At 72.7% G+C, this 25,268-nt stretch carries 18 protein-coding genes; 12 read left to right on the top strand and 6 right to left on the bottom strand.

From position 1 onward, the window contains the following. Positions 1-178: 178 nt before the first annotated feature. The 4 genes from ACZ6QO_RS30925 to ACZ6QO_RS30910 all read left to right on the top strand — a co-directional run bounded on the left by ACZ6QO_RS30925 (position 179) and on the right by ACZ6QO_RS30910 (position 5,168). Complete coding sequence (locus tag ACZ6QO_RS30925) at positions 179-703, top strand: hypothetical protein (protein WP_465855810.1); 525 nt, start codon at positions 179-181, stop codon at positions 701-703. A gap of 233 nt (positions 704-936) precedes the next feature. Next, positions 937-3,003, top strand: coding sequence for a bifunctional polysaccharide deacetylase/glycosyltransferase family 2 protein (locus tag ACZ6QO_RS30920; RefSeq protein ID WP_465855808.1), 2,067 nt, complete (start codon positions 937-939; stop codon positions 3,001-3,003). A 402-nt stretch (positions 3,004-3,405) separates the two neighbouring features. Further along, positions 3,406-3,975 carry an NADPH-dependent FMN reductase gene (locus tag ACZ6QO_RS30915; RefSeq protein ID WP_465855806.1) on the top strand — a complete coding sequence of 190 codons (570 nt, stop codon included), beginning with the start codon at positions 3,406-3,408 and terminating at the stop codon, positions 3,973-3,975. Positions 3,976-4,277: 302 nt separating this feature from the next. Further along, positions 4,278-5,168 (top strand): SAM-dependent methyltransferase, encoded by an 891-nt coding sequence (locus ACZ6QO_RS30910; RefSeq protein ID WP_465855804.1) that lies wholly within the window; start codon positions 4,278-4,280, stop codon positions 5,166-5,168. 91 nt (positions 5,169-5,259) lie between these two features. Here the strand turns inward: ACZ6QO_RS30910 and ACZ6QO_RS30905 are convergent, their stop codons facing one another. Further along, positions 5,260-5,754, bottom strand: coding sequence for a hypothetical protein (locus ACZ6QO_RS30905; RefSeq protein ID WP_465855803.1), 495 nt, complete (start codon positions 5,752-5,754; stop codon positions 5,260-5,262). A gap of 37 nt (positions 5,755-5,791) precedes the next feature. After that, on the bottom strand, positions 5,792-6,124 hold the full coding sequence (locus ACZ6QO_RS30900) for a PadR family transcriptional regulator (protein ID WP_465855801.1): 333 nt from the start codon (positions 6,122-6,124) through the stop codon (positions 5,792-5,794). Positions 6,125-6,420: 296 nt separating this feature from the next. Between ACZ6QO_RS30900 and ACZ6QO_RS30895 the strand changes: the two genes are divergently transcribed. Beyond that, a complete protein-coding gene (locus ACZ6QO_RS30895; protein WP_465855799.1) occupies positions 6,421-6,987 on the top strand; it encodes a sigma-70 family RNA polymerase sigma factor in 567 nt (188 codons plus the stop codon). A 118-nt stretch (positions 6,988-7,105) separates the two neighbouring features. Here the strand turns inward: ACZ6QO_RS30895 and ACZ6QO_RS30890 are convergent, their stop codons facing one another. Next, positions 7,106-8,755, bottom strand: coding sequence for a LysM peptidoglycan-binding domain-containing protein (locus tag ACZ6QO_RS30890; RefSeq protein WP_465855797.1), 1,650 nt, complete (start codon positions 8,753-8,755; stop codon positions 7,106-7,108). 173 nt (positions 8,756-8,928) lie between these two features. Between ACZ6QO_RS30890 and ACZ6QO_RS30885 the strand changes: the two genes are divergently transcribed. The 3 genes from ACZ6QO_RS30885 (at position 8,929) to ACZ6QO_RS30875 (ending at position 15,815) form a co-directional block, all read left to right on the top strand. Next, positions 8,929-10,893 carry a putative T7SS-secreted protein gene (locus ACZ6QO_RS30885; protein WP_465855795.1) on the top strand — a complete coding sequence of 655 codons (1,965 nt, stop codon included), beginning with the start codon at positions 8,929-8,931 and terminating at the stop codon, positions 10,891-10,893. A gap of 87 nt (positions 10,894-10,980) precedes the next feature. Beyond that, positions 10,981-11,274, top strand: coding sequence for a WXG100 family type VII secretion target (locus ACZ6QO_RS30880; protein ID WP_465855793.1), 294 nt, complete (start codon positions 10,981-10,983; stop codon positions 11,272-11,274). 71 nt (positions 11,275-11,345) lie between these two features. Then, positions 11,346-15,815 carry an FtsK/SpoIIIE domain-containing protein gene (locus ACZ6QO_RS30875; RefSeq protein ID WP_465855791.1) on the top strand — a complete coding sequence of 1,490 codons (4,470 nt, stop codon included), beginning with the start codon at positions 11,346-11,348 and terminating at the stop codon, positions 15,813-15,815. A gap of 231 nt (positions 15,816-16,046) precedes the next feature. Here ACZ6QO_RS30875 and ACZ6QO_RS30870 read toward each other — a convergent pair whose 3' ends face one another. Beyond that, positions 16,047-16,691, bottom strand: coding sequence for a hypothetical protein (locus ACZ6QO_RS30870; protein ID WP_465855789.1), 645 nt, complete (start codon positions 16,689-16,691; stop codon positions 16,047-16,049). After that, positions 16,691-16,969 carry a hypothetical protein gene (locus ACZ6QO_RS30865; RefSeq protein ID WP_465855787.1) on the bottom strand — a complete coding sequence of 93 codons (279 nt, stop codon included), beginning with the start codon at positions 16,967-16,969 and terminating at the stop codon, positions 16,691-16,693. Before ACZ6QO_RS30865 ends, ACZ6QO_RS30870 begins: the two co-directional genes overlap by 1 nt. 174 nt (positions 16,970-17,143) lie before the next feature. Between ACZ6QO_RS30865 and ACZ6QO_RS30860 the strand changes: the two genes are divergently transcribed. The 4 genes from ACZ6QO_RS30860 to ACZ6QO_RS30845 all read left to right on the top strand — a co-directional run bounded on the left by ACZ6QO_RS30860 (position 17,144) and on the right by ACZ6QO_RS30845 (position 24,793). Then, positions 17,144-17,893: a hypothetical protein gene (locus tag ACZ6QO_RS30860; RefSeq protein ID WP_465855786.1), complete on the top strand. Its 750-nt coding sequence runs from the start codon at positions 17,144-17,146 to the stop codon at positions 17,891-17,893. 127 nt (positions 17,894-18,020) lie between these two features. Continuing rightward, on the top strand, positions 18,021-20,912 hold the full coding sequence (locus ACZ6QO_RS30855) for an AfsR/SARP family transcriptional regulator (protein WP_465855784.1): 2,892 nt from the start codon (positions 18,021-18,023) through the stop codon (positions 20,910-20,912). Positions 20,913-21,114: 202 nt separating this feature from the next. Further along, the gene (locus tag ACZ6QO_RS30850) at positions 21,115-24,099 is read left to right on the top strand and encodes an AfsR/SARP family transcriptional regulator (protein ID WP_465855783.1); all 2,985 of its coding nucleotides are present in this window, start codon (positions 21,115-21,117) and stop codon (positions 24,097-24,099) included. A 409-nt stretch (positions 24,100-24,508) separates the two neighbouring features. Further along, the gene (locus ACZ6QO_RS30845; RefSeq protein WP_465855782.1) at positions 24,509-24,793 is read left to right on the top strand and encodes a response regulator transcription factor; all 285 of its coding nucleotides are present in this window, start codon (positions 24,509-24,511) and stop codon (positions 24,791-24,793) included. Between the two features lie 88 nt (positions 24,794-24,881). On the opposite strand, the gene ACZ6QO_RS30840 is transcribed toward ACZ6QO_RS30845, so the two are convergent. Next, positions 24,882-25,139 (bottom strand): hypothetical protein, encoded by a 258-nt coding sequence (locus ACZ6QO_RS30840; protein WP_465855780.1) that lies wholly within the window; start codon positions 25,137-25,139, stop codon positions 24,882-24,884. Positions 25,140-25,268: the final 129 nt, after the last annotated feature.

The raw sequence follows: 25,268 nt of genomic DNA, 5'->3' as shown, positions 1-25,268 counted from the left end.
GACGGCGTGCCGTCCAGCCGCCAGTCCTCCCGGCGTCGGATGCGACCGTGACCCGCGCGCGAGCCCCCGGGACCGGCGTAGGCACGCGCCTTCACCGCCTGGTTTACGCTTCGCTCATTGGGTCACATCCAGGCCACATCGACCTCAGAAGTGCACAAACGTCACTACCATCTCCTGAGTGAGCGAAGCGCAACACCCTACAGACACCGCGGTGTTCGTCGACCAGAGCGGCCGCCGCGCCCGGTACCTCATGATCATCGGCATCGTCGCCGGCACGCTGCTGACCGCCTGCATGGCGACCCTGATCGGGGGAGCGTTCACCGGCACCTCGTTCACCGTGATCGGCTGGCCGGGGAACGGACCCAAGCCTTCCGAGGGGCCGCTCGTCACCTCGTCTCGCTCCTCCTCTCCCACCTCGTCCGCGTGGGAGCAGAGCCCTTCGGCCCGACCGGTCCATGAGTCACCGCGGGCCACCGCCAGGCCGACGCACCAGGCCACCCCGTCCCCTCGTCCGCCGGCACCCTCCCCCCGGCGCACGCCGAGGCCGACGCCCAGCGGCTCGGCGAGCCCCACCGACTCGGCGCCGGTGGATGAGCCGACCACCTCTCCGACGAGCACCGCGACCGAAGTGCCCGCGCCTCCGGGCAAGACCAAGCAGCCGCCCGGCCTTGACCCGGACAGAACTCAGGGCCCCAAAAAGTGAATCCCCAGATGTCCGGCGTGCCAGTATGGCCGCCGCCTTCCGTCACACCCGCCGCCCCTCATCCCCAGGACGACGCGCCGATAACGGCGCCCCTCCCGCACATCGGCACCGCCACCGCCGTCCAGGCTCCGCCCGCGCCCCCGCCCGAGGGGGCCCAGCGGTCGCCGGGTGGGGGCGCCGAGCAGCGGGCACGGCGCGCCGACCCGCGTGGTCACTGGTTCATCGTCGTGGTCATGATGTTGTTGATCAGCGGCGCGCTGGTCTTCAACGGATACGTCCATGGCGTCGGCGGCGAGAGCCACGCCGCTCCCCCGGCCGAGGCCGGTCCATCCGCCGAGCTCGAACGCGTCCAGCAGGGCGGCCCGGTGCTCAACCTGACCGGCCCCCGGCCGGAGAGCGCCCGGCTGCCCGCCCGCACGTTGGCCCTGACCTTCGACGACGGTCCCGATCCCCGGTGGACGCCGCGGTTGCTCGACGTCCTGCGGCGTCACCACGTCAAGGCGACCTTCTTCATGGTGGGTGCCAGGATCGCCGAGAACCCCGAGCTTGTCCGGCGCATCGTGGCCGAGGGCCACGAGATCGGCGACCACACCTACGCGCACGCCGAACTGTCGCAGGTGCCGCCGTGGCGGCTGCGCCTGGAGGTGTCGCTCACGCAGAAGGTGCTGGCCGGCGCCACCGGCCTGCACACTCGCCTGGTACGCCCGCCGTACTCCTCGCAGCCGGACGCGGTCATCGAGCCGCAACTGCGCGCGATGCGCACGCTCGGCGCCGATGGTTACCTGGTCGCGCTCACCGATCTGGACACCAGGGACTGGGCCAGGCCCGGCGTCGACAGCATCGTGCGGGCCGCCCTGCCCCAGCGAGGCAGGGGCGCCGTGGTCATGATGCACGACTCCGGCGGCGACCGCGCCCAGACCGTCGCGGCGGTCGACCGGCTGCTCACCGTCCTCGCCGAGCGGCACTACCGGGTCACGACGCTGACTTCGGCACTCGGCATGCCGTCCGCGCACGCCCCGGCCGGCGAAGCGGACCGGCTGATCGGCCTCGGGCTCGGGATCGCCCAGCGCGCCTCCTCGACGTTCACCACCGTGATGGCCTGGGTGCTGGCCATCGCCGGAGTGCTGACCCTGTGCCGGCTGCTGTTGTTCCTGGTGCTGGCGTGGGTCCACGTGCAACGCAACCGGGGCGGGAGACGCCGGGCGGGCAGGCCGCCCGCGTGGCCCTTCCCGCCGCCGGTGAGCGTGATCGTCCCGGCGTACAACGAGGCCGTGGGCATCGAGGCCACCGTGCGCTCCCTGGTGACGACCGGCTACCCCGGGGTGGTGGAGGTGATCGTCGTGGACGACGGGTCCTCCGACGGCACCGCCGACATCGCGGCGGCCCTCGGGCTGCCGGGGGTGCGCGTCATCAGACGGCCGAACGGCGGCAAGCCGGCCGCGCTGAACACCGGCATCGCGCACGCCTCCCACGACATCCTGATCATGGTGGACGGCGACACGGTGTTCGAGCCGGCGACCATCGGCCACCTGGTACGGCCGCTCGCCGACCCGGCCGTCGGCGCGGTGAGCGGCAACACCAAGGTGGGCAACCGGCGCGGCATGATCGGCCGCTGGCAGCACATCGAGTACGTCATCGGCTTCAACCTGGACCGCCGCGCGTTCGACCTGCTCGGCTGCATGCCCACGGTGCCGGGCGCGATCGGCGCGTTCCGGCGCTCGGCGCTGGACTCGGTGTCGAGGGTCAGCGTCGACACGCTCGCCGAGGACACCGACCTGACCATGGCGATGTGCCGGGCCGGCTGGCGGGTCGTGTACGAGGAGAGCGCGCTGGCCTGGACCGAGGCGCCGACGTCGCTGCGGCAGTTGTGGCGCCAGCGGTACCGGTGGTGCTACGGCACGCTCCAGGCGATGTGGAAGCACCGGCGTTCCATCGTGGAGCCCGGAACCTTCGGAAGGCGCTGCCTGGGATACCTGACCCTGTTCCAGGTGGTCCTTCCACTGGTCGCCCCGGTCGTGGACATCATGGCCCTCTACAGCGTGATCGTCAGCGATCCGCTGCCCGTCGTGGCGGTGTGGGCGGGGTTCGTGCTGGTCCAGGCGCTGACCGGGTGGTACGCGCTGCGGCTGGACCGCGAGCGCGTCTCGGTGCTCTGGGTGCTGCCGCTGCAGCAGTTCGTCTACCGGCAGCTGATGTATCTCGTGGTCATCCAGTCGGTGGCGACGGCGGTGCTCGGCGTACGGCTGCGCTGGCAGACCATCCGCCGGGAAGGAACCTTCACCGGCGCCGTCCCCCGGTAGGGGCCTCCTCCACGGGCATTCACGCCGCGGTGGCGGGCGCCCCTTCGTGACCGTCTCTGCGGCGCACCGGCACCGGGCGCCCACTGCCGGATCCCTCCTCGGCGATCCGGCGGTGGGCGCCCTTCTTCGCGCTCTTGTTCTGTCATCTTCACGGGGTGGACGCCGTCTCGAGTACGTCCCCCGGCTTCCTCTCGGCTTCGTCGCAGGCTTCGTCTTGGACCGGTTCAGGGCTCCTGCCAGGCAGGATAGGCTTGCCCGACAGTTGTTGACGTGACATCATTTGCCGAGTAGCTTATTCCACGCAGCAACTTTTGACGCGTCAAATTACCGGTCGAGTCGTCGCCTCCGGACGCTCGCAGGCGATGGCGGATCGGCACGAAGTAGACAAAGGATTCGGACCACATGACCAAGATCGCTATCATCCTCGGCAGCACCCGACCCGGCCGTAACGGCGAGGCCGTCGCCAAGTGGGTCCTGGACATCGCCAAGCAGCGCAACGACGCCGAGTACGAGCTGGTCGACATCGCGGACTACAACCTGCCCCACCTCGACGAGGCGATCCCGCCGTCGATGGGCCAGTACGCCAACGCGCACACCAAGGCGTGGGCCGCGAAGATCGCCGCTTTCGACGGCTACGTCTTCGTCACCCCCGAGTACAACCACTCCACCTCTGGCGCGCTCAAGAACGCCATCGACTACCTCTACGGCGAGTGGAACAACAAGGCGGCCGGCTTCGTCGGCTACGGCAGCGTGGGCGGCGCCCGCGCCGTCGAGCACCTGCGCCTGATCATGGGTGAGCTGCAGGTCGCCGACGTCCGCGCCCAGGTGACCCTGTCGCTGGCCACCGACTTCGTCAACTACAGCCAGTTCGCGCCCGCCGCGTACCACACCGACCTCGTCAACGCCATGCTCGACCAGGTCGTCGCCTGGAGCCAGGCGCTGTCCTCGCTGCGCCGGCCGAACGCCGCCTGAGCCGAGCCGGCCACGCCTCACGAGATCCCCGGGCACCACGCCCGGGGATCTCGTGTTTCCATGGACGATCTCGTGTCGTCACGGACGGTCTCGTGTTCCCGCGGATGATTTCGCGTCCCCCACGAATGATCTCGTCCTGCCACGGACTCTGAGCACGCCCCGCGCGCTGACCTGGGCCTCGTCCCGCCGGCGCCGAACAGCGCCGGCACGGCCGTGGCACAACGCCGGCACGGCCGGGTGCCGGGACCCCCGGAGCGGCGTAACCTCCCAGCAGAACCATCGCAATGCAGGAGGGTCCCCCCATGGCCGAGAACCCCACCCCCTCGAATTCCGCAGCCGAGACGAAGGTCTCGGCGTCCGAGACAGAGGTCGCGGCACACGCCCCGGACGACGACGCCGAGCGTCCCGCGCCGCCGCGCGTCAACACCTCGGTGCCGCACTCGGCCCGCATCTGGAACTACCTGCTGGGCGGCAAGGACAACTATCCGGTCGACCGCGCGGCAGGGGACAAGGTCCGCGAAGTCTTCCCCGGCATGGTGGACATCGCCCGTCATTCCCGGCACATGCTCACTCGTGCGGTGGGCTTCCTGGCCGGCGAGGCGGGCATCCGCCAGTTCCTGGACATCGGCACCGGGCTGCCCACGGTGGACAACACCCACGAGGTCGCCCAGCGGCTGGCGCCCGACTCGCGCATCGTCTACGTGGACAACGACCCGCTCGTGCTGGTGCACGCCCAGGCACTGCTCACCAGCACCCCTGAGGGGGCGACCGACTACATCGAGGCCGACGTCCGCGACCCCGAGCGCATCCTGGCCGCCGCCGCCAAGACGCTGGACTTCACCCGGCCCACCGCGCTCATGCTGATGGGCATCCTCGGCCTGGTCGGCGACTACGACGAGGCCCGCGCGATCGTGAGGCGGCTGATGGACGCGCTGCCCTCGGGGAGCTATCTGGCCCTCTACGACGGCGCCGACACCGACCGTTCGTACGTCGAGGCGCTGCGGGCTCACAACTCCGGGCCCGGCGTCGTGGCCTACACCCCCCGCAGCCCCGAGCAGATCACCGGCTACTTCGAGGGTCTGACGCTGCTCGAACCCGGCATCGTCTCGGTGTCGCGCTGGCGGCTCGAACCGACCCTGTGGGACGAGGCCGCCGAGGTCGCCTGCGTCGGCGGCGTGGCCCTCAAGCCCTGACTCACGACCCGCACGCCGAGCAGGCGGGCCGACGGCGTCACCGTGCCGCCGGCCGCGCCTTCGTCCACCTCGGCGTCCCGGGACATGCGCCTCAGGCGGCCTCGGGCGGCGGCACGGGGCGGCCGGGCGGTGGGACGGGGAGCGGCGTGCCGTCCGGCCGGAACTCGTGCAGAGCCAGCAGCTTCCGCCGTTGCCGCTCGTCGCCCAGCCAGTTGACGACCCACACCGCCGCCGCCCCCGCCGCCATGGCCCACAGGGCCCCGCCACCACTCGGCAACCCCAGCAGGAGCGGCAGAAGCATCGTCGCGACGGTCCGCGTGGCGGCGCGCACCGCACGACGCCCTCTCAGCAGATCGTCGCGGGCCCACCACCGGTACGCGTACGGCAGGCGCTGGTCGAGCAGGCGGTAGCGCAGCCACGCGCCGAGCCGTGGATGCTCGCGAAAGCGCAGCGCGATGCCGCCGCGGATCAGGTCGAAAGAGTCGCGCAGGGCCGGCCGGGTCTGGCCGGGCTCCGCCAGGTCGAGCAGCGTCGCGAGCACCTCTTCCCCGCGGTGCTCGCGGTAGCGCGGAGGATGAACCCGCATGAGACGCCTGGCGGCACGCTCGTAGGCTTCCACTCGATCACACCCCCATGCCGGGTTGCGCACGCAGGTCGAGCCGCCGCTGCGCGGTCGCGGCCAGACGTGCCAGGCGGGCGGTCTCCTCGGAGAGGACCTCGCCGCCCGCGCCGCTGAGCTCGTAATAGCGCCGATGCCGGCCGTCGACGACCTCTTCCTTCACCACACGCACCAGCCCCTCGGAGGCGAGGCGGTCGAGTGCCCCGTAAAGGGTGCCCGGCCCGAGACGGACGCGCCCCTCCGACAGCTCACGCACGGTCTTGATCACCCCGTACCCATGCGACGGACCTTCGGCCAGAGCCAGCAGGATCAGATAGCTCTGCTCACGCAATGCCATAGCCGATATATATCGCTGAACGATGTATATCGCAAGAGGAGCCATCCGGGCACGGGGCGACGGCGGATCGCGGCTCGGCGCCGCCGTCGTACGGCACGGCGATCAACCTGGACTGGCGCCAATCCATACGCTCACCCCCTGGTCGGCGGAGCGGGACGCCATATGACCTCTTTCAGCACTTTTTCGGCAGTGACGCCGACCTAAGCTCTGCCCGCCTCCCGGCCCCTGTCGTACACCCGTCGCACGGCGGCGTGGTCATCCCCACGGCCCCGCCCGTGGTGCATCCGGAAGAGAAGATGAGAACGTCCCAACCGCGCACACCGTTGGCCGCGCCGCAGGAGAATGCGGACGGCACGCGGGAGAACCACCTCGGCGACCTCGTGCGGGAACACGAGAAGGCCCTGCTGGCCTACACCGAGAAGCTCCTCAACGACCGTCACCTGGCCGAGGACATCGTCCAGGAGACCCTGGTCCGCGCCTGGCACAACACCGAACGGCTGCGCAACGGCCAAGGGTCGGTACGAGGCTGGTTGCTCACGGTGGCCCGCAACCTCGTCATCGACCGGTCCAGGAGCGGCTTCCACCGGCACGAGGTGACCGGCACGGACATGTTCGACGTCACGCAGCGCGACCACGCGGACGCCGTGGTGGCCGCGGTGGCGGTCTCCGAGATGCTCGGCTCGCTCTCGGCGGAGCACCGCGAGGTCCTGGTGCACACCTACCTGCGCGGGCAGACCATCCGCGAAGTGGCCGACGATCTCGGCATACCGATCGGCACGGCCAAGTCCCGGCAGCACTACGCGCTCGACCACCTCAGAAAGCGACACAAAAGCCGACCCACCCCCGCTCCGGCCCTCGCCTGACCCTCCCCGCGACGATGCTGGCCCGCCCCCTTCCACGCGGCGCCCCTCCCCTTCCCCCCGCGATGGCTCCCCGGCCTGGCCGTTCTCACGGCTGGGGGCGGCGGCGTCCGCCGGACGGTCACGCGGGGGCCGAGACCGTGAGGCTGAGGACGGGGATCTCCACCGACCCGTCCGGCGCGGCCCGCCAGCGCCAGTGGGCTCCGTCCGCCTCGCCGCACACCAACGCGGTCCAGCCGATGGCCGGATCGCAGAACGCGGCCAGATCCGCCGCTTCCTCGGCCGTCGGGGACCCCGTGACCACCAGCAACGCCCTCAGGAAGCGGCGGTGGGCCGCCGCCCGCAGCGTGCCCGTCCCGCGTCCGCCCGCCGGAACGGAGGCAGAACCGGGGCGCGGAGCCTCGACCCGCGGCAGGTCCGGGGAAACCTCGACTGCGGTGGCGCCGGGCTGCGGCAGCACGGCCACCGGTGTCGCCGGCGCGGTCCGCGCCACTTCGGCGAGCAACCCCCGGACCACGTCGCGGGCCACCTCGCGGTCGCCGGCCACGCTGAGCACCCCGTCGAGCCGGCTGAGATCGACGAACACCTTGCCGCCCTCGTCGTCCACCCCCACCCGCACCAGGAAGGGCGGCGGCGTGCCCGGAGCGGGATGGGCGCGGCGGGGGGACGGCGCGAAGGCGTCGGCCGGACGCCGCCAGCGCGCCCCGCCGAGATCGCGCCAGGGCGCCGGCGGGGCGTCCTGGGTCGCCACCCAGGCGGTGACACCCGCGTCGTCGACCGATACAGCGTGGACGGCGCATCCCTCGCGGCCGGTCAGCTCGGAGACGGCCATGTGGGCTCGGCGCAGTGACTCACCATCCGCGGCGAACGTCTGGGCCAGCGACTTCCGGAACGCCAGCCTGCGTGCCCGGCGGGCCGGGTCGCCGAGCCGCCGGACCGTCCGCGCGCACCAGCCGAACACCCGCCGCAGCCGCCGCCTGGCCACGATCGCGGCGGTCAGCAGCCCCAGCAGCAGCGCGCCCAGCACGGCGAGCACGACCGGGAGCGGAACCACGATCTGCCCCTGCACCTGCTGCTGCCCGGACGCCGGACCGTCCCCCGTAGACGCCCCGCCCGCCGCACCGTCCCCCTGCCCGGCCCCGTCTGTCTCCCCCGAGCCGTCCGCTTGCCCGGCACTGTCCCCTTGCCCGGAGCCGTCAGGCTGGGAGGTGGCGTCCGGTTGGGTGGTGTCGCCGCCGTTCGTCTCGCGGGCCAGTTGGACGTCCGGGCCGCTCGCGTCGGCCGGAAGCCTCAGGATCCATCCCGGTCGCAGTTGAGCGGGATCCTGCAGGGCGGATCCGTCGGCCTGAGCCCTTCCCCGGTTGAGCTGGAAGATCTCACCGGCGCGGCCGGCGTCGCCCAGAGTGCGCGCGGCGATGGCCGCAAGGGTGTCCTGCCGGCCGCCATTCCGCTCCGCGGCCTTCACCACGTACACCTTGACGAGGTCGTCCCCATCGGCGGCGACGGCGACTCCGGCCTCAACTCCGGCTCCGGCCCCGGCTCCGGCCCCGGCTCCGGCCACGCTCATCGTGCCGCTCACGGTGACGGCGGCGCGGCCCACGCAGGCGTCCGCGGCGACGACCGTCACCGTCAGGAACAGCGCCGTCCACATGACCTGCACCGCGACGGCCGCCCACCGCGCGCCGCGCCGCCGTCCGCGCCGCGCCGGAACGGACCCGGCCGCGGGCCGGCGGGCCGCACCGGCCGCACGGGCACCACCGCTGCTCAACATGTGGTTCCACCCATCTCTCGGCACTCACGGCCTTCCTCGTCACGAGAGACGGCCCGCCGGCGCCGTCCGCGTCTCCTGAGGGCACACGTGACCGACGAGGAAAGGGTTCGACGCGATTTCCCGGAGTTCGAGGTGAACCCTTCGCGGCGTTGACCCCGTGTATCGGGCGGCAGGTGCCCATCACGCGGGGGGACTACGTGGCACGACGACACACCTCAGGCTTCGACGTGCTCGGAATGTCGCAAGATCCCACTCCCGGGGACCCCGACGAGATCCGCCGGCTCGCCGACCGCTACCAGGAGATCGCGGACCAGGCCAGGACCGCCGCCGACATCCTCGGCAAGGGCGGCGCCGTCGAGCAGGGCAAGGGGAAGGCCATGGACGCGCTCCGCGACCAGCTCAAGTCCCTGCCGGAGAAGCTGGCGAAGACGCGGGACTCGTTCGAGACGGCGGCCGGCGCGTACAAGACCTACGCCACCCGGCTTGAGGAAGCGCAGTCCCAGATCGACCGGGCGATGGACCAGGCGGGGCCGGCGGCGGGCACGGCCGGGCAGACCGTTCCCGCCCTTCCCGCGGACGCCACCGACGCGCAGAAGGACGCCGCGCGCCGGCAGCAGGACGGCATCGACACCGCCGACCAGACCATGTCGGCCGCCCGGAGCCTGGCCGAGCAGGCCAGGAGCCTGCGCGAGCAGGCGTCCAGGAGCGCCGGGCAGGAGCTCGACGACGCGGCGGCGAAGGCCATCCCAGAACGCAACTTCTTCCAGAAGATCGCGGACTTCTTCAAGGACTTCCCGTTCGTGAAGATCCTCATCGACATCCTCGTGGCCGTGGTCACGGTCTTCTTCCCCGTGGTCGGCTTCGTCCTCGGCGCCGCGTTGTTCGCCTTCCAGACCGTGCAGCAACTGGTGACCGGCGATTTCAAGGCCGGCGACTTCGCCGCCGGCCTGATCGCCCTGGTCCCGGGAGGCGCGCTGTTCCGGCTGGGCGGCCGGGCGGCCACCACGGTCGGATCCAAGATCGCACCCGGGCTGTTCAAGGGCGGCGCGGAGTCGGGCGGCTTCTTCCAGAAGGCGGGCGGGAGCATCGGCAAGATCACCGACACCTTCGCCGATTCCAGGCCCTTCGAGGTGGCCTTCCACAGCCCCGGAGGCAAGCTGGTCACCGGGACGATCGGCCAGTTCGGGAAGGCGGTCGGCGAGGAGGCGATCGTCAAGAAGCTCAACGGCGATCAGATCACCGCCGGAAACCTGCTGGCCGGCGCCGCCGCCGGCGCCCTGACCGGCGGAGCCATCAAGGGTGTACGCGACACCCGCGACGGCCGGTTCGCCGGAGGCGCGTTCACCCCGACCCCCGCCACCACAGGCCGGACGGACCCAGGCACGGGCATCGGCGGCACCACCACGGGCACCGGAGGCGGCGGCACTGGGCGGCCGGACAGCCTGAAGGATCGGGCGATCCAGCAAGGGATCGACCTGGTCCCAGAAGGGGCGTCCGCCGCCGCCAAGATCGGTGTCGCGATCGGCGAAGGCACGGATCCCGGCGAAGCGGTGCTCGGCGAGGCGGGCAACTTCCTGCCGAAGGCCGTCGGCTCGGTGGGCAAGAACCCGGTGGCGCACGGCCTGGACTCGATCATTCCTATCAAGGGCACCGCGCCGTCCCCGACCGGCGGCCCCTCGGCCACGTCGTCCACCCCGGCTCCTGCCACCACCGACCCCTCCCCCACCTCCTCGACCCCCACCACATCGGCCCCCGATCCGTCCCCCTCGCCAACTTCCACGAGCTCGACGCCGACTCCGGCCACCACCACGACCTCCCCGGCACCGAACACCGCAGCCTCGGTGAGCGGTGCGGGACCGGAGCCCGTCGCCTCGTCCGCGTCCACCGCGCCGGCTCAGGCACCGGGCACGGGGACGCAGGACGGGACTCCTCCGCCGTCCCCAGGCAGCGCCGCTCCGGCCCCGAACAGCACGCCGCCTCCGGGCAACACACCGCCGCTCCCGAGCAGTGCCCCACCTGCGAGCAGTGCCGCGCCGGCTTCGAGCGGCACTCCGGCCGAGACCGGCGGCGCGTCGCCGGGGGCGCCTGGGGCGCTGCCGCAGGATGTTCCGTTGCCGCCATCGCCGACCGCGCCCTGACCTTCCCTGCGCGGCCGTCCGGCCGGGCAGGGCGCTCAAAGACCTCCACCTCCGGTGGATGGATGACAGATGTCAAGGAGAAATCTCATGCCCAACTACACGGTCAACTCCGACGAGACCGCCTCGACCTCGGCGGCGCTGCTCAACGACTTCGCGCAGCTGCAGGACAAGCTCACCGAGGTGCGTGGCAAGATCCAGAACCTGCTGGCGCAGGGGTACAGCACCCCTGCGGCGCAGCAGAAGTTCCAGCCCTTCTTCGACGAGTTCGCCAAGGGGTTCGACCAGGTGAACCAGTCGCTCCAGGGCATCGGCCAGTACGTCAAGGCCGTCGGCGACGCGTTCTCCCAGACCGACGACCAGCTCGGTTCGAACCTGTCGTAAGCGAGGACGAACCCAGGCGTCGCCGCCGCGACGCGCCACCCCACCACTTTCGTACGAGGGAATCGATTGCCGTGCGTTTGAACGTCAGCGTCCGGACCCCGCAGGACATGGGGGTCTCCACGGTCGTCGCCGTGGAGACGGAACCCTCCGCGCAGGTGGGGCGGCTCGCCGCGGAACTGGCGCGTGCCGTCGATCTCGGCGGCGCCAGGCGCTCCGCAGGCACTGACGCGGTGGCCGGGTCCCCAGCACACACGGTCGCGGTGGCCGGACGCCCCGCGCACACGGCCACGCCCACAGTCACGGACACGGTGTTGTACATCGGTTCCAAGCCGCTCGACCCGGAGGCCACCCTGTACGCCGCGGGCGTCCGCGACGGCATGGAACTCGGGCTCGGCGTCCCCGTACCCGGGGAGCCGGAACCCGAGGGCCTGGCCGAGTTGCGGGTCGTCAGCGGCCCGGGAGCCGGGACGTCCTTCCGACTGCCGCCCGGCGACTACGACATCGGCGGCGCCGCCACCTGCCGCGTCCGGCTGTCGGCGGGGGCGCCGCCGGTCGCGGCACGGGCGCGCGTCCGGGTCGACCGCACCGTGGAGGTGACGGCATCCGGCGAGGCCATGCTGGACGGCAAGGAACTGTCCGGCACGGCCGACTGGCCGGAGGGCAGCCAGCTCGCGGCGGACGACACCCTGCTTGAGCTGGCGATCCCGTCGAGCAGGCGGGTGCCGCTGACCCCCGCCGCGGACGGGCTCGGCCTTGAGTTCAACCGGCCGCCGCGGTTCCGGGCCACCCGGGGCGGCGGCCGCTTCCGGCTGTCCACCGCGCCGGCCAAGCCTGAGAAGCGGCCGATTCCGCTGCTGCCGATCCTGCTGGTCCCGGTGGGCGGGGCCCTGGTCGCCATCCTGACCACCGGCCGCTGGTCGTTCGTCTTCCTCGCGCTGCTGTCACCGCTCGGCGCGCTGCTCACCCAGTTCGGCGGGCGCAAGCAGACCCAGGTCAGCTACCAGGAGAAACTTCGCGAACACCAGGCGTCCCTGGCCCGGGTGCGCGAAGCCGTCGACACCGCGGTGCTGAAGGAACAGCACACGCTCCGGCTGTCGCTGCCCGACCCCGCGTCGCTGCTGCAGGCCGCCGCACAGCCGTCCGAGCGGCTGTGGGAGCGCCGGTGGCGGGATCCCGACTTCCTCGACGTGCGGGTGGGCACCGCCGATCTGCCGTCCTCGCTGACCGTCGAGGACCCGGCGCTGGAGGAGTACCGCCGCACCACGGTGCCCTGGCTGACCCAGGTGCCCGTGGCGATCCCGCTGCGCGACGCCGGCGTGACGGGCGTCGCGGGTCAGGGTGCCGCGAACCTGGCCGGCTGGATGACCGCCCAGGCCGCCGGCCTGCACAGCCCGGCCGACCTGCGCATCGTCGTGCTGGCCGGCCCCGACGGGGAGGACGCCTGGTCGTGGACGCGCTGGCTGCCGCACTGCCGGCCGCAGGGAGAGGACGCCTACGCCCTGATCGGCAGCACCTCCGACTCGATGGCCCGCAGGATCGGCGAGCTCGGGCAGCTCGTCGCCGCCCGCATGGCGGCGGGCCCGGACGTGCAGCGCGGCGGCGCCGCGGGCTCCCCGGACATCCTGGTCGTGCTCGACCAGGCCCGCAGGGCCCGTTCGCTGCCCGGCGTGGTCGGCCTGCTGCGCGACGGCCCGTCCGTGGGCGTCTACACGATCTGCCTGGACCGCGAGGAACGGTCGCTGCCCGAGGAGTGCACGGCGGTGGTGGCCATCGACGCGGAAGGCGTCAGCGTGCGCACCGCACAAGGCACGCCGCCGGAGAACGTGCGCGTGGACTCGCCGGAACGCGGCTGGTACGAGCGCCTGGCCCGCGCCCTGGCGCCGCTGCGGGGCGTCGGCGACAGCGACGAGAGCGCCCTGCCCGGCGCGGTGCGGCTACTGGACCTGCTCGGCGTCGAGCCGCCCACGGCCGACGCCATCGCCGCCGGGTGGGCGCTCGCCGGCCGCAGCACACGGGCGGTCCTCGGCGCCGGGTACGACGGCGACTTCTCGGTGGACCTGGTCCGCGACGGGCCGCACGCCCTGGTGGCCGGGACGACCGGCTCGGGCAAGTCGGAGCTGCTGCAGACCCTGGTCGCGACCCTGGCGGTGGTGAACCGCCCAGACGAGATGACCTTCGTGCTCGTCGACTACAAGGGCGGCAGCGCCTTCGCAGAGTGCGCCGACCTGCCGCACACGGTCGGCCTGGTCACCGACCTGGACACCCATCTGGTGGAGCGCGCGCTGGTCTCCCTGGGCGCCGAGCTGCGCCGCCGCGAACAGGTACTGGCGGAGGCGGGCGCCAAGGACATCGAGGACTACCTGGACAAGCGGGCGCGCGGCGGGGACGTGCTGAAGCCGCTGCCCCGCCTGCTGCTGGTGATCGACGAGTTCGCCTCGATGGCCCGTGAGCTGCCGGACTTCATCTCGGGCCTGGTCAACATCGCCCAGCGGGGCCGCTCGCTGGGAATCCACCTGGTGCTGGCCACCCAGCGGCCCAGCGGCGCGGTGACGGCCGACATCCGCGCCAACACCAACCTGCGGATCGCGCTGCGGACGACCGACGCCTCCGAGAGCCGGGACATCATCGACGCGCCGGACTCCGGCGCCATCTCCCCGGGGACGCCCGGACGCGCCTACGCCAGGCTGGGACCGTCGGCGCTGCTGCCGTTCCAGGCCGGACGGGTCGGCGGCCGGCGGCCGGCCGGCGCGGTGGCCGCGTCCACCGAGATCCCCGTGCGGGTCCAGGACGTCGGCTGGCGGGACCTCGGCGGACCGCTGCCGCTCGCCGCCCGCGTCAAGGACGCGGCGACCGGCCAGGAGGCCGTCACCGACCTCGCCGTCCTGGTCAGGGCCGTCGCGGACGCGGCGCGGGTGGCGGGCGTCCCCGCCCAGCCCAGCCCGTGGCTGCCGCCGCTGCCCGAGGTGCTGCGATGGTCCGAGCCCGCCGGGCCCAAGCCGCGCGACGACCGGGACGCGGCCCTGGCGCCGGTGGAGTACGGGCTGGTCGACCTGCCCGCCGACCAGGACCGCCGTCCGCTGCTCCTGGACCTCGACCGCTCCGGGCACCTGCACATCATCGGCTCGCCGCGCAGCGGCCGCTCCCAGACTCTGCGTACCTTGGCCGCGGCGCTGGCCCGCGCGCACGGGGTCGACGACGTGCACATCTACGGCATCGACTGCGGCAACGGCGCCCTGAACGCGCTGGCCGCGCTCCCGCACTGCGGCGTGGTCGTCGAGCGCAACCAGACCGAGCGGCTCGGACGGCTGCTGGACCGGCTCACCGCCGAGCTGACCGCCCGCCAGTCGATGCTCGGCGCGCGCGGGACCGCCGACCTGGCCGAATACCGGCGGATGGCGCCCCCCGGGGAGCGTCCCCCGCACATCGTCGTCATGGTGGACCGTTTCGAGGTGTTCGAGCGGGAGTTCACCACCTTCGACAACGGCAGCTACCTGGAGCGGCTCATGCGGCTGCTGCGGGACGGCGCGGGCGCGGGCATCCATCTGGTGCTGGCGGGCGACCGCGTCCTCGGCTCGGCCCGGTTCGCGGGCACCACCGAGGACAAGATCGTGCTGCGGCTGAACGACCGGGCGGACTACTCGTCGGTCGGTCTCACCTCAAGGTCGGCGCCCTCCGACCCGCCTCCGGGACGGGGCACGCGGGTGCAGGACACCAGCGAGGTGCAGATCGCCGTCCTCGGTCCCGACCTGTCGGGCACGGCGCAGGCGTCCGTCCTCACCGCGCTCGGCCAGGAGGTGGCGGCACGCGAGGCCGACGTCCCGTCGTCCCGCCGCCCGATCCGCCTGGACCTGCTCCCCGACCGGATCGCCTACCAGGCCGCCTCCGCGCTGCGCACCGCCCCCGGGCCGATGCGCCCGCTCGTCGCCGTCGGCGGCGACACCCTGACGGCCGTGGGCCCCGACCTGGCGGACGTGCCGACGTTCGTCGTGGCCGGGCCGCCCCGCACCGGACGCAGCACGGTGCTCGTCACGGTGGCCCGCTCACTGCTGGAGCAGGGGACGGGGCTCATCCTGCTGGCCCCGCGGCGCTCGCCGCTGCGCGACCTCGCGGGCACCCCCGGGGTGCGGGCCCTGTTCACCGACGCCGAGGTGACGGTCGCCGCGTTCCGCGCCGCGCTCGGCGACGTGCCGCAGGACAACGCGGTGATCCTCGTGGACGACGCGGAGCTGTTCATGCAGTCGGACATCGACTCCGATCTGTCGCTGCTGGCCCGCGGCGGCGCCGGGAACGGGTGGGGCCTGGTGCTGGCGGGCAACGCCGAGGCGCTGTCCCTCGGGCTCGCCGGCTGGGTGGGACAGGTCAAGCGGAACCGGTCCGGGATGCTGCTGTCCCCGCAGAGCCTCAGCGACGGCGAGGTGATCGGGGTGCGGCTCACTCGCGGCCTGGTCGGGCAGGCCCCGCAGCCGGGACGCGGCCTGCTGCACCTGGGGGACGGCACATTGACCACGGTGCAGGCGCCGAATACGGCGCCTGCCGACTGAAGGCGGCGCGAACCGCCGCCGCACGGTGGTGGGGCCGGCCCGAGACGACCTCCCGGACCGGCCCCACGGCCATCCCCCACGAACGCCGCCACGGCCGACCCCACACCGGCGGATTCGCCGCAGACGATGGAGCCGCTCCGACACGATCTCCGTGACCGGCCTCACGGCCATTTCCAGGAAGGACGCCTCAGCCCAAGCCCTCACCGGCGGATTCGTCGGGTGAGGCGGGACTCAGGCGCCTTTGGGAGGCTGGGCGGGCAGGAAGCGAAATGTGCCGGTGATCGCGTCGAAGAGTTCGTAGACCTCCGCTTCGAGCGGCAGGTTCGGGCTGGCGCAGGTGATGATCAGATAGTCGCGCTCGGACTCCGGGATCGGCACCACGGTGTGCATGGTGAGCATCCGGACCGAGATCTCCGTGGTGAGCGACGCCTCCTCGGTGCCGGTGATCCGCGCCACCTGGCCGATGCCGGGAAGGGTGACGGTGGTGACCTTCCGGTTCTCGGGCGCCTTCCCGCCCCCGGGCCTGCCCGCGCCGCCCGGCCCTGAGGCGGGAGCCGGTGACAGCTGCGCGGTGAGCACCGGCAGGGTCAGCTCACGCCCCGGAGGGACGCTGACGGCGAAGACCATCGCGTAGCCGAGGAACAGCCCGTCGTCGAACATGGTGGCCGTGCCGGCGGCGAACAGGGCGCCGCGGCGGCGGGCGGCCCTGCTGATCTCGCGGGCCTGCCGGAACATGTCGTTGATCGCGGCCTGCTCGCGCGCGCCGCCGGCCATCGCCAGGGCGGCGGCACGGGTCTCGGCGAGCGCGTCGCCAGAGACGTCCAGATCCGCCCACGAGTCCGGCACGTCGAGGACGAAACGGTCGACGGACGCCATCACTTGCCTTCCAGGTGTGCCACGGCCTCGTCGTCGGTCTTCTTGGCCTGCTCCACGATCTGGTCGACGGCCTTCTTGATCGACTCGCACTGGCGGCGCAGCTGCTCGCGCCCGTCCTTCCAGCGGCGCTCGAAGTGATCGGCCTGGTCGATCAGCGGGTAGCCCACCGCGCGGTCGAAGTCGATGCCGGACTTGCCGGTGTCGATGTGGTCGAGGACGAACCCCAGTGACCGCGATACCTCCTCCAGCTCGTCTCCCGGGATCTTGATATCGGCCATTGTCCCCCCACGTGCGGAAATGCATATCGTCGGTACACGTACCGTCTCCTTCCCGACACACGTAACCCGGCACGCCGGAGGTTCACCCATCGCCCCCGGCCTGCCCCGGGAAGCCGGGCCCGTTTTCCCGTTGTCGGCGTTGAACCTCGCGGGCTGTTGCCTCGTGTTCCGCAGGTGAGACTCGAAACCAACCGCGGCGCGGCCCGCAGGGCCGGCGTCCGCGTGCTGGCGGCGGCCGCCGTCCTCTGCGGGGTGGCCGGAGTCGCCGGCTGTGGGAAGGTCGTGACCATCGGCGACGCCGCGCCGGCGGCTCCGGCCTCCGCGCCCGCCTCCTCCGCGCCCGCCGCACCCCCGTCCACGCCGGCGACGGCGGACGACCCCGCCCAGACATCCGGCGACACCGGCTCCGACTCCGACACCGGCACCGGCACCGGCACCGGCTCGGGCGGCGGCAACGACACGCTGCGGCTCGTCGACGGCTCGGCCGCCGAGCACGGCCTGAACGGTGACGGCGGGACGGTGACCGGGGCCGCCGTCCAGCAGCGGCCCCCCGTCTGGGTGCAGCTCACGGCGGTCCGCTCGCGGACGCTGGACGCCCACCTGGTCGACGTGAACCAGTCGACGCTCTACCGGTTCGACAAGGACACCGCCTCTCCCTCGCGGTCCACCTGCGAAGATCAGTGCGCGGTCACCTGGCCGCCGGTGACGATCAAGGACGGCGGCAAGGTCTACGTCTCGGGCGTGCGGCCGTCACAGGTCGGCGGGATCCGGCGTAGCGACGGCACCGTCCAGCTCACGGTGGGCGGGTGGCCCATCTACCGCTACTCCGGCGACGACGCCCCCGGCGAGGAGAACGGCCAGGGGATCGGCGGCACGTGGTTCGTCATAGCCCCCGACGGCGCGAAGGCGGTGCCCCTCAGCTAGCCACCGAACTTCGTTCTGTGTGACTAGGCGGACAAATCTCCCATACTTAGGCAGACGAAGCAGTCGACCGCGCCGCCGATGATCGTCGGTGAGCGCGGCATCGGGGGGTACTGCCGTGGAGTTGGGGATGACGTCCACAGGGCCTGTGCGGTTCGCGGTCCTCGGACCCGTGCTGGGCTGGCGAGGCGAGGAGGAGCTGAGCCTCGGGCCGCCGCGCCAGCGCGCGGTGCTCGCCGTGCTGCTCGCCCGCGCCGGCCGTCCCACCGGTCTGGCGGAGATCGTCGACGTCCTGTGGGGGCAGGACCCGCCGGAGAGCGCGGTCAACGTCGTCCAGCGGCACGTCGGGGCGCTCCGCCGGCTGCTGGAACCCGATCTTCCGCGCAGGGCCGCAGGCAGGTGGCTGGTGCGCAGCGGCGGCGGCTACCGGCTGGACGTGGACGCCGGCACGCTTGACCTGCTCCGCTTCCGCGCCCAGGCCGACCGGGCGCGCGCGACCGCCGGGGACGCCGCGGCGTCCGCGCGGCTGTTCGTGGAAGCGCTGAGGCTGTGGCGGGGACCCGCCGCCGAGGGGATCTCCGAGGAGGTGCGGGCCCGCCCGCTGTTCGCGGCGCTGGACCAGGAGTATCTGGAGGTCGTCAAGGAGGCCGCCGACACCGCGCTGCGGGCCGGCGCCGAGTTGCGCGCGGCTGCCGCGACCCCGCTCGTGCCGCTGCTCCAGCGGGCGGCGGAGGACAACCCGTTCGACGAGCCGCTGCACACCCGCCTGCTGCTCGCCCTGGCGGCCACCGGCCACCGCGCCGGCGCGCTCGGCGTCTACCGGGCGATGTACGCGCGGCTGGACGAGGCGCTCGGCATCGGCCCCGGGCCGGAGCTGCGCGCCGCCCACGACCAGGTGCTCAGCGAGACGGCGCCCGAGCCGCCCCCCGCCACGGCCGCGTCCGCTCCGGGCGACCCGGCGCCGGAGGCGGCACGGTCGCGGCCGCCGTGCCGGGTGCGCCCGGCGCAGTTGCCCGCGGACCTGCCCGCGTTCGCCGGGCGGCGCGAGGAGCTCGCCCACGTGCTCGACCTGCTGCCCGACGGGGACGACCCGGCGGCGGCCGTGGTGATCAGCGCGATCGGCGGCATGGCGGGCGTCGGCAAGACCACGCTCGCGGTGCACTGGGCCCACCAGGTCGCCCACCGGTTCCCCGACGGCCAGCTGTACGTCAACCTCCGCGGGTTCGACCCCCGCGGTCCTGTGGATCCGGCCGAGGCGCTGCGCGCCATGCTGGACGGGCTGGGCGTGCCCGCCCGGGAGGTGCCCGCAGGCCTGGACGCCCGGTCCGCGCTGTACCGCAGCCTGCTGGCCGACCGGCGGGTGCTGGTGCTGCTCGACAACGCCCGCGACTCGGAGCAGGCCCGGCCGCTGCTCCCCGGCGCGCCCGGGTGCCTCGCCATCGTGACCAGCAGGCACCGGCTCTCGGGTCTGGTGGCCGGCGAAGGCGCCCGCCCGCTGAGCTTGGACCTGCTGTCGGACACCGAGGCGCACGAGTTCCTGTCGCTTCGCCTCGGCGCGGACCGGGTGCGGGCGGAGCCCGCGGCGGTGCGGGAGATCACCGCGCTGTGCGGCCGGTTGCCCATCGCGCTGGCCGTCGCCTCGGCGCGGGCGATGGCCAGCCCGGCGTTCTCGCTCACCGCCATCGCCGCCGAACTGCGCGCGGCCCACGGCAGCCTCGAAGCGTTCACCGGCGCCGACGGCGCGGACGTCGGCGCGGTGTTCTCCTGCTCCTACCATGCGCTCACGCCGCCCGCGGCTCGGCTGTTCCGCCTGCTGGCCCTGCACCCGGGCCCGGACGTCAGCGCCTCCGCCGCCGGCGCCCTGATGGGACTGCCCGCCCGCCGGGCCCGGCCCCTGCTCGCCGAGCTGACCCGCGCCCACCTGCTCACCGAGCACGTCCCCGGCCGCTACACCGGCCATGACCTGTTGCGCGCGTACGGAGCCGAGCGCGGTCGCGCCGAGGACACCGAGTGTGATCGGCGGGCGGCGGTCCACCGCCTGGTGGACCACTACCTGCACTCGGCGAACCGGGCGGCCCGGCTGTTCTCCTCCCATCGCGACCCGATCCCCATGCCGCCGCCGGCGCCGGGGGTCTTCCCTGACGACCTCGCCGGCCTGGAGCAGGCGTCGGACTGGTTCGCCGCCGAGCATCACGTGCTGCTGGCCGTGATCGGTTCGGCCGCGGACGCCGGTCTGGACGGCTCCGCATGGCGGCTGGCCTGGGCCCTCGCGCACTTCCTCGGCCGCCGGGGACACTGGCACGACCTCGCCGCCTCGAACCGCGCCGCGCTCGCGGCCGCCCAGCGGATCGGCGACCGGACCGGCATGGCCCACGCCCACCGCGGTCTCGCCCGCGCCACCGCCGACCTCGGCCGCCACGACGAGGCGATGCTCCATCTGGACCGCGCGCTGGAGCTGTTCGCGAGCGCCGGGGACGGCGTCGCCCAGGCGCACACCCACCGGCAGTTCAGCTGGGTGCTCGAACTGCGGGAAAGGTACGAAGGGGCGCTCCTGCACGCACAGCAGGCATACGACCTCTTCCGCGCGGCGGGCCATCGCCACGGGGAGGCCGCCTCGCTGAACGCGGTCGGCTGGAACCACGCCCTGCTCGGCCGCCACGAACAGGCGCTCGCCCACTGCCGGCGCGCGCTCGCCCTGCTGGAGGAGCTGGGGGACCGCTACGGCCAGGCCGACACCCTGGACAGCATCGGCTACGCCCTGCACCACCTCGGCCGCTACGAGGAGGCGGCGGCCGGCTACCAGCGCGCCCTGGCGCTCTACCGGCGGCTGGGCATCCGCCACGCCGAGAGCGGCACGCTCGCCCGGCTGAGCGACACCCACCTGGCCACCGGCCGGTGGGAGGAGGCGCGCGTCGTGCTGCGGCGGGCGCTGGCGGCTCTGGACGACCTGGACCACCCCGACGCCGAACAGGTGCGCGCGAGGCTCCGCGCCCTGGAGACGCCGTCGGCGGCACGTCCCTGAACCACCCCCGCGTCAGGGCGCCGGGTCTCCCGCCGGCGGCACCGTCGTGGCACCGTCGTGGTCGCCCATGCCGCGTTACCCTTGATCGGTCCGCGGTAGAAACTCGATGGACCATGAGCGTTTCGATCCTCGATTATCGGGTCTTCGAACAGATGGGGAAGCAAAGACGCGGCGTCGGTGCATCAATGGGGGACAGCGACTCATGTCGGACCTTGAATTTCGTCTTCTCGGTCATGTCGAGGCACTGAGGGCCGGCAGGCCCATCGCCATCTCCGCAGGCAGGCAACGCACCTTGCTCGCGCTGCTCCTCACCAGCCCCGGTCAGGCGATGCCGAAGGACGTTCTGATACGGGAGTTGTGGGGGGACGCTCCGCCGCCCGCGGCCACGAGCACCCTCCATTCCCTGATCTCACGATTAAGAAGCGCCCTCGGGCAGTCGAAAGGGGACGGGAATACCGCGACATTGCTGACCGGCTCCTCCGGCTATGTCCTGCGAATCGACCCGGTCCAGGTGGACGCGCACCGGTTCCGCACGCTCGCGGCCCTCGCCCGGACGAACGTCCAGCAGGGTCTTCACTCCCAGGCCGCCACCCGGTTGATCGAGGCGCTGCGCCTGTGGCGCGGAGCTCCGCTGGCAGGCATCGAATTGTCGAGCGGGCTGCGCGAGGAGAAGGAGCGCCTTGAGGAGGAGCGGCTGCGGCTGCTGGAGTCCACCGCCCTGTCGCCGATGAGCGGCGCGCAGCACGGCGAGCTCCTGCCGCATCTCGAGCGCCTGGTGGCGGAGTACCCGCTGCGCGAGCACCTGTGGGAGCAGCTGTTCCTCTCGCTGCACGAGACCGGGCGGCGGTCGGAGGCGCTGGCGGCGTTCCAGCAGGTCAGGAACATCCTGCTGACCGAGCTGGGCATGGACCCCGGCCCACGCCTCCAGCAGCTCCACCAAGCCGTCCTCGAAGGAAGTCCCGTCGTGGTCCGCCCCGACGACGGCGAGCACCACGGCATCCCCGTCCCCCGGCAGGTACCGCCCACCACCGGTGACTTCGTCGGCCGCGAGGAGTACCTGAAGCGGCTCCTCGGCCAGGTCTCCGGGGAGACCGGCCGCCCCTCCGTGACGGCGATCGCCATCTCCGGCATGGCGGGCGCCGGCAAGACCACCCTGGCCGTCCATCTCTGCCATCTGCTGAGCGACCGTTTCCCCGATGGGCAGCTGTACGCGAACCTGCACGGCACCGCGCCGACGCGAACCGCGTCCGACGAGGTCCTGTCCCGCTTCCTGCGGTCCTTGGGCGTGCCCGGTTCCGCGGTTCCCGAGGACATCGACGAACGGCGCGACATCTACCGCAGCCTGCTGGCCGACCGGCGGATCCTCGTCCTGCTCGACGACGCGGCCGACGCCGCCCAGGTGGAGGACCTGCTTCCCGGCACCTCCTCCTGCGCGGTGATCGTCACCGGCCGGGCCCGGCTGACCGGCCTCGCGGGGGCCCACCACTGCAGTCTCGACGTGTTCGGCCACGACGAGGCCCTCGACCTGCTGCGTTCCACCATCGGAGCGGAAAGGACGGACGCCGAGCCGGACGCCGCCCGCCGGTTGATCCGGCTGTGCGACCGGCTGCCGCTGGCCATACGCGTCTGCGCGGCCCGCCTCGCCGCGCGACCGCACTGGCCGCTCGCCTATTTCGCCGATCGCCTCAGCTCGGGCGAGCAGCGGCTGAACGAGCTGAGCCACGGGCATCTGCAGGTCCGCGCGAGCCTCGATCTGAGCTACCAGGGCCTGACGGACGACGCCCGCGTCCTGTTCCACCGCATGGCGCTGCTCGACACGCACGACTACGGTGCGTGGCTCGGCGCCGCGCTGATGGACGGCACGCTGCCCCGCGCGGAAGGGCTGCTGGAACAGCTCGTGGACGCGCGCCTGCTGGAGGTGTCGGGCAGTCCCGTCCGCGCCGACGCGGCGCGCTACCGGTTCCACGACCTCGTCGGCGTCTACGCGCGTGAGAAGGCCGAGACGAACCTCGGCCGGGCGGAACGGCGGGTCGTCGTCGAACGAGCGCTGGCGGCGTGGCTGGCCAACGCCGAACGTGCGCACCGCGCGCTGTTCGGCGGGGACTTCATGATGCTGCACAGCGACGCGCCGAGATGGCGCCTGCGGCCGCAGGACGCCGCGGTCACCCTGGCCAGGCCGCTCGACTGGCTGGAGATGGAGCGGGCGGGCCTGACCGCCGCCGTCAGGCAGGCCGGCGACCTCGACCTGTCCGGCCTCTGCTGGGACATCGCCGGGTGCGGCAGCACCCTGTACGGGCTGCGCAGCTACTTCGACGACTGGGAGACCACTCACCGGCTCGCGTTGGAGACGGCCCGCCGGCTGAACGACGGGCGCGGCGAGGCGTTCATGATGCAGCTCCTGTCCGCCCTGCACCTCTTCAAGGGACGCCATCAGAAGGCGATGCGGCTGCTGCAAGACGCGCGGAGCCTCTTCCTGCGCATCGGGGAGGTGCGAGGCGGCGTGTTCGCGCTCGCGGGCCTCGGCGTCCTGGAGCGCCGCCTCGGAGCGTCGGACTCGGCCCTGTCGCACCTGGAACAGGCCCGCGCCGAACTGGAACGGCTGGGTGAGCGCCTCGTGGCGGCCCATGTGTCGCGGAACATCGCGCAGATCCATCTGCGGCGGCAGCGGCCGCACCTCGCGCGAGAGGTGCTCACGAAGGCGCTGGAGGAGGTGCGGCCGCTCGGCGGCGGTCCCGTGGAAGGCCAGATCCTGTTCTGGCTGGCGGAGACCCACCTGGCCGCCGGAGAACGACAGCTCGCGACACGCGCGCTACTCGCGTGTCTGGACACCTTCGACGCCTCGGGGGACGTGCGCAGCACGCTTCGGACGCTGCGCAGGCTGGCCTTCCTCAGCGCAGAGGCGAACCTGGCCGCGCAGGCGGCGTCCTACCTGGTCCGGGCGAGAGAGGTCGCGAAGCGGGCCGGCGAGCACACGCAGAGCGCGCAGGCGGCTCTGGACCTCGGCCGTTTTCTCATCAGGCAGGGCCGGTACGTGGCGGGCAGCGCCCACGTGAAAGAAGCGCTGGAGATCTTCATCCGGTGCGGCGACCGGAAAGGCCAATATCAGGCCCAATTGGCATTGCAGGGTCACCAATGGACGTGCGCCGAAGAACCGCGCGTCCCGTCTTCCCGTCCGCCCGGCGGCTGAAGCCGGCACGGCGCTGCGGGCGGCCCGTGGGCGCCGCGCAAGAATGGCGCAAGAATGGCGATGAGCCTTACGGACGGTCGGGCCGCCTGGCCCGGATGACCTCCCCCGTCCTTCTGCGCCGACCACCGCCGGACGGTCGGCCGAGCACTCACATGGCCATTCACCTGCGCCAACGTGCCCCCTCGCACGACCGCGACCCGATGCGGGATGACGTCCGGGCGTCGCCCGCCGCGGGCCCGAATGAATGGAGTTTACCGCGAGATTCATTTTCGTGATGCCGTCAGAACATTCCGTAACGTGGCCCTCGACCGCAGAGGTTTACCCCTGCCGCACACATACGGTAACGTAATGATCATCAATTCCCGCGGACCCGCCACCCAGGGGGCAAGACACCGACTCAGGGGATCCGATGAACAAGCGATTACCAAAGGTGGAAAAGGTCGGCGAGGAGCAGAATAAACTCCTTATTCTGCTGCACGACGAAGAGACGAGGAGAATACTCGCGCTGCTGGCGGCCGGGCTGACCGACAACGCCATCGCCCGCCGGCTCTCCTTGAGCAATCGGACGGTGGAGCGGCGCGTCAGCAAACTGTGCGCCGATCTGGGGGCGCGCACCCGCTTCCAGTTGGGAATGCTCGTCGTGGCCCGCGGCCTGGTCGTTCCACGGCCCGCGCCGGAGCGGCCGGGGTCCTAGAACCGCGCGGCACGAAAGACCGGCCGCGCACGACCGGGACGACGAGGACGGGGACGGGGTCTGGGACGGGGACGGGACCCGGCGTCGGTCACCGGAACCGGGGCCGCTCTCCCCCGCCGAAGAAGTCCGCGCACAGCCGGGCGGCGGCGATGACCGCCCCCGGGCCCAGTACGAGAAGAACGAGCCAGAGACCGCCCACCAGCGAGATCCGTATCGTCAGGTAAGCGGTGACGCCGAGATGGACGGCCAGGCACACCCGCTTGACCCAGCCTTCCGGCCACGGGATGAGCGCCCAGACGACCGAGGCCACGAAGACGGCTCCCCAAGCGAGAGCTGCGGCGCCCATCAGTGCTCCTTACCGTCCGATGCGAATCCGCGGGTGGGGGGGGGGGGGGGGGGTTCCCCCCCCCCCCCCCCCCCCCTCCGGGCCCTGGGTTGTCCCACAAACTTCCCGGGTTTCTAGTGATCGGGTACT

It is taken from the genome of Sphaerisporangium sp. NPDC049457, assembly GCF_055586705.1.
This window is presented reverse-complemented; position numbering and strand designations above follow the sequence as displayed.

Excerpts from the sequence above, each read along its gene's own strand:
- ACZ6QO_RS30865 (WP_465855787.1), bottom strand. The coding sequence starts at position 16,969 with ATGGCCGATATCAAGATCCCGGGAGACGAGCTGGAGGAGGTATCGCGG.
- ACZ6QO_RS30855 (WP_465855784.1), top strand. The coding sequence starts at position 18,021 with ATGACGTCCACAGGGCCTGTGCGGTTCGCGGTCCTCGGACCCGTGCTG.
- ACZ6QO_RS30840 (WP_465855780.1), bottom strand. The coding sequence starts at position 25,139 with ATGGGCGCCGCAGCTCTCGCTTGGGGAGCCGTCTTCGTGGCCTCGGTC.
- ACZ6QO_RS30895 (WP_465855799.1), top strand. The coding sequence starts at position 6,421 with ATGAGAACGTCCCAACCGCGCACACCGTTGGCCGCGCCGCAGGAGAAT.
- ACZ6QO_RS30870 (WP_465855789.1), bottom strand. The coding sequence starts at position 16,691 with ATGGCGTCCGTCGACCGTTTCGTCCTCGACGTGCCGGACTCGTGGGCG.
- ACZ6QO_RS30900 (WP_465855801.1), bottom strand. The coding sequence starts at position 6,124 with ATGGCATTGCGTGAGCAGAGCTATCTGATCCTGCTGGCTCTGGCCGAA.
- ACZ6QO_RS30905 (WP_465855803.1), bottom strand. The coding sequence starts at position 5,754 with ATGCGGGTTCATCCTCCGCGCTACCGCGAGCACCGCGGGGAAGAGGTG.
- ACZ6QO_RS30880 (WP_465855793.1), top strand. The coding sequence starts at position 10,981 with ATGCCCAACTACACGGTCAACTCCGACGAGACCGCCTCGACCTCGGCG.
- ACZ6QO_RS30920 (WP_465855808.1), top strand. The coding sequence starts at position 937 with ATGATGTTGTTGATCAGCGGCGCGCTGGTCTTCAACGGATACGTCCAT.
- ACZ6QO_RS30850 (WP_465855783.1), top strand. The coding sequence starts at position 21,115 with ATGTCGGACCTTGAATTTCGTCTTCTCGGTCATGTCGAGGCACTGAGG.
- ACZ6QO_RS30910 (WP_465855804.1), top strand. The coding sequence starts at position 4,278 with ATGGCCGAGAACCCCACCCCCTCGAATTCCGCAGCCGAGACGAAGGTC.
- ACZ6QO_RS30845 (WP_465855782.1), top strand. The coding sequence starts at position 24,509 with ATGAACAAGCGATTACCAAAGGTGGAAAAGGTCGGCGAGGAGCAGAAT.
- ACZ6QO_RS30915 (WP_465855806.1), top strand. The coding sequence starts at position 3,406 with ATGACCAAGATCGCTATCATCCTCGGCAGCACCCGACCCGGCCGTAAC.
- ACZ6QO_RS30890 (WP_465855797.1), bottom strand. The coding sequence starts at position 8,755 with ATGTTGAGCAGCGGTGGTGCCCGTGCGGCCGGTGCGGCCCGCCGGCCC.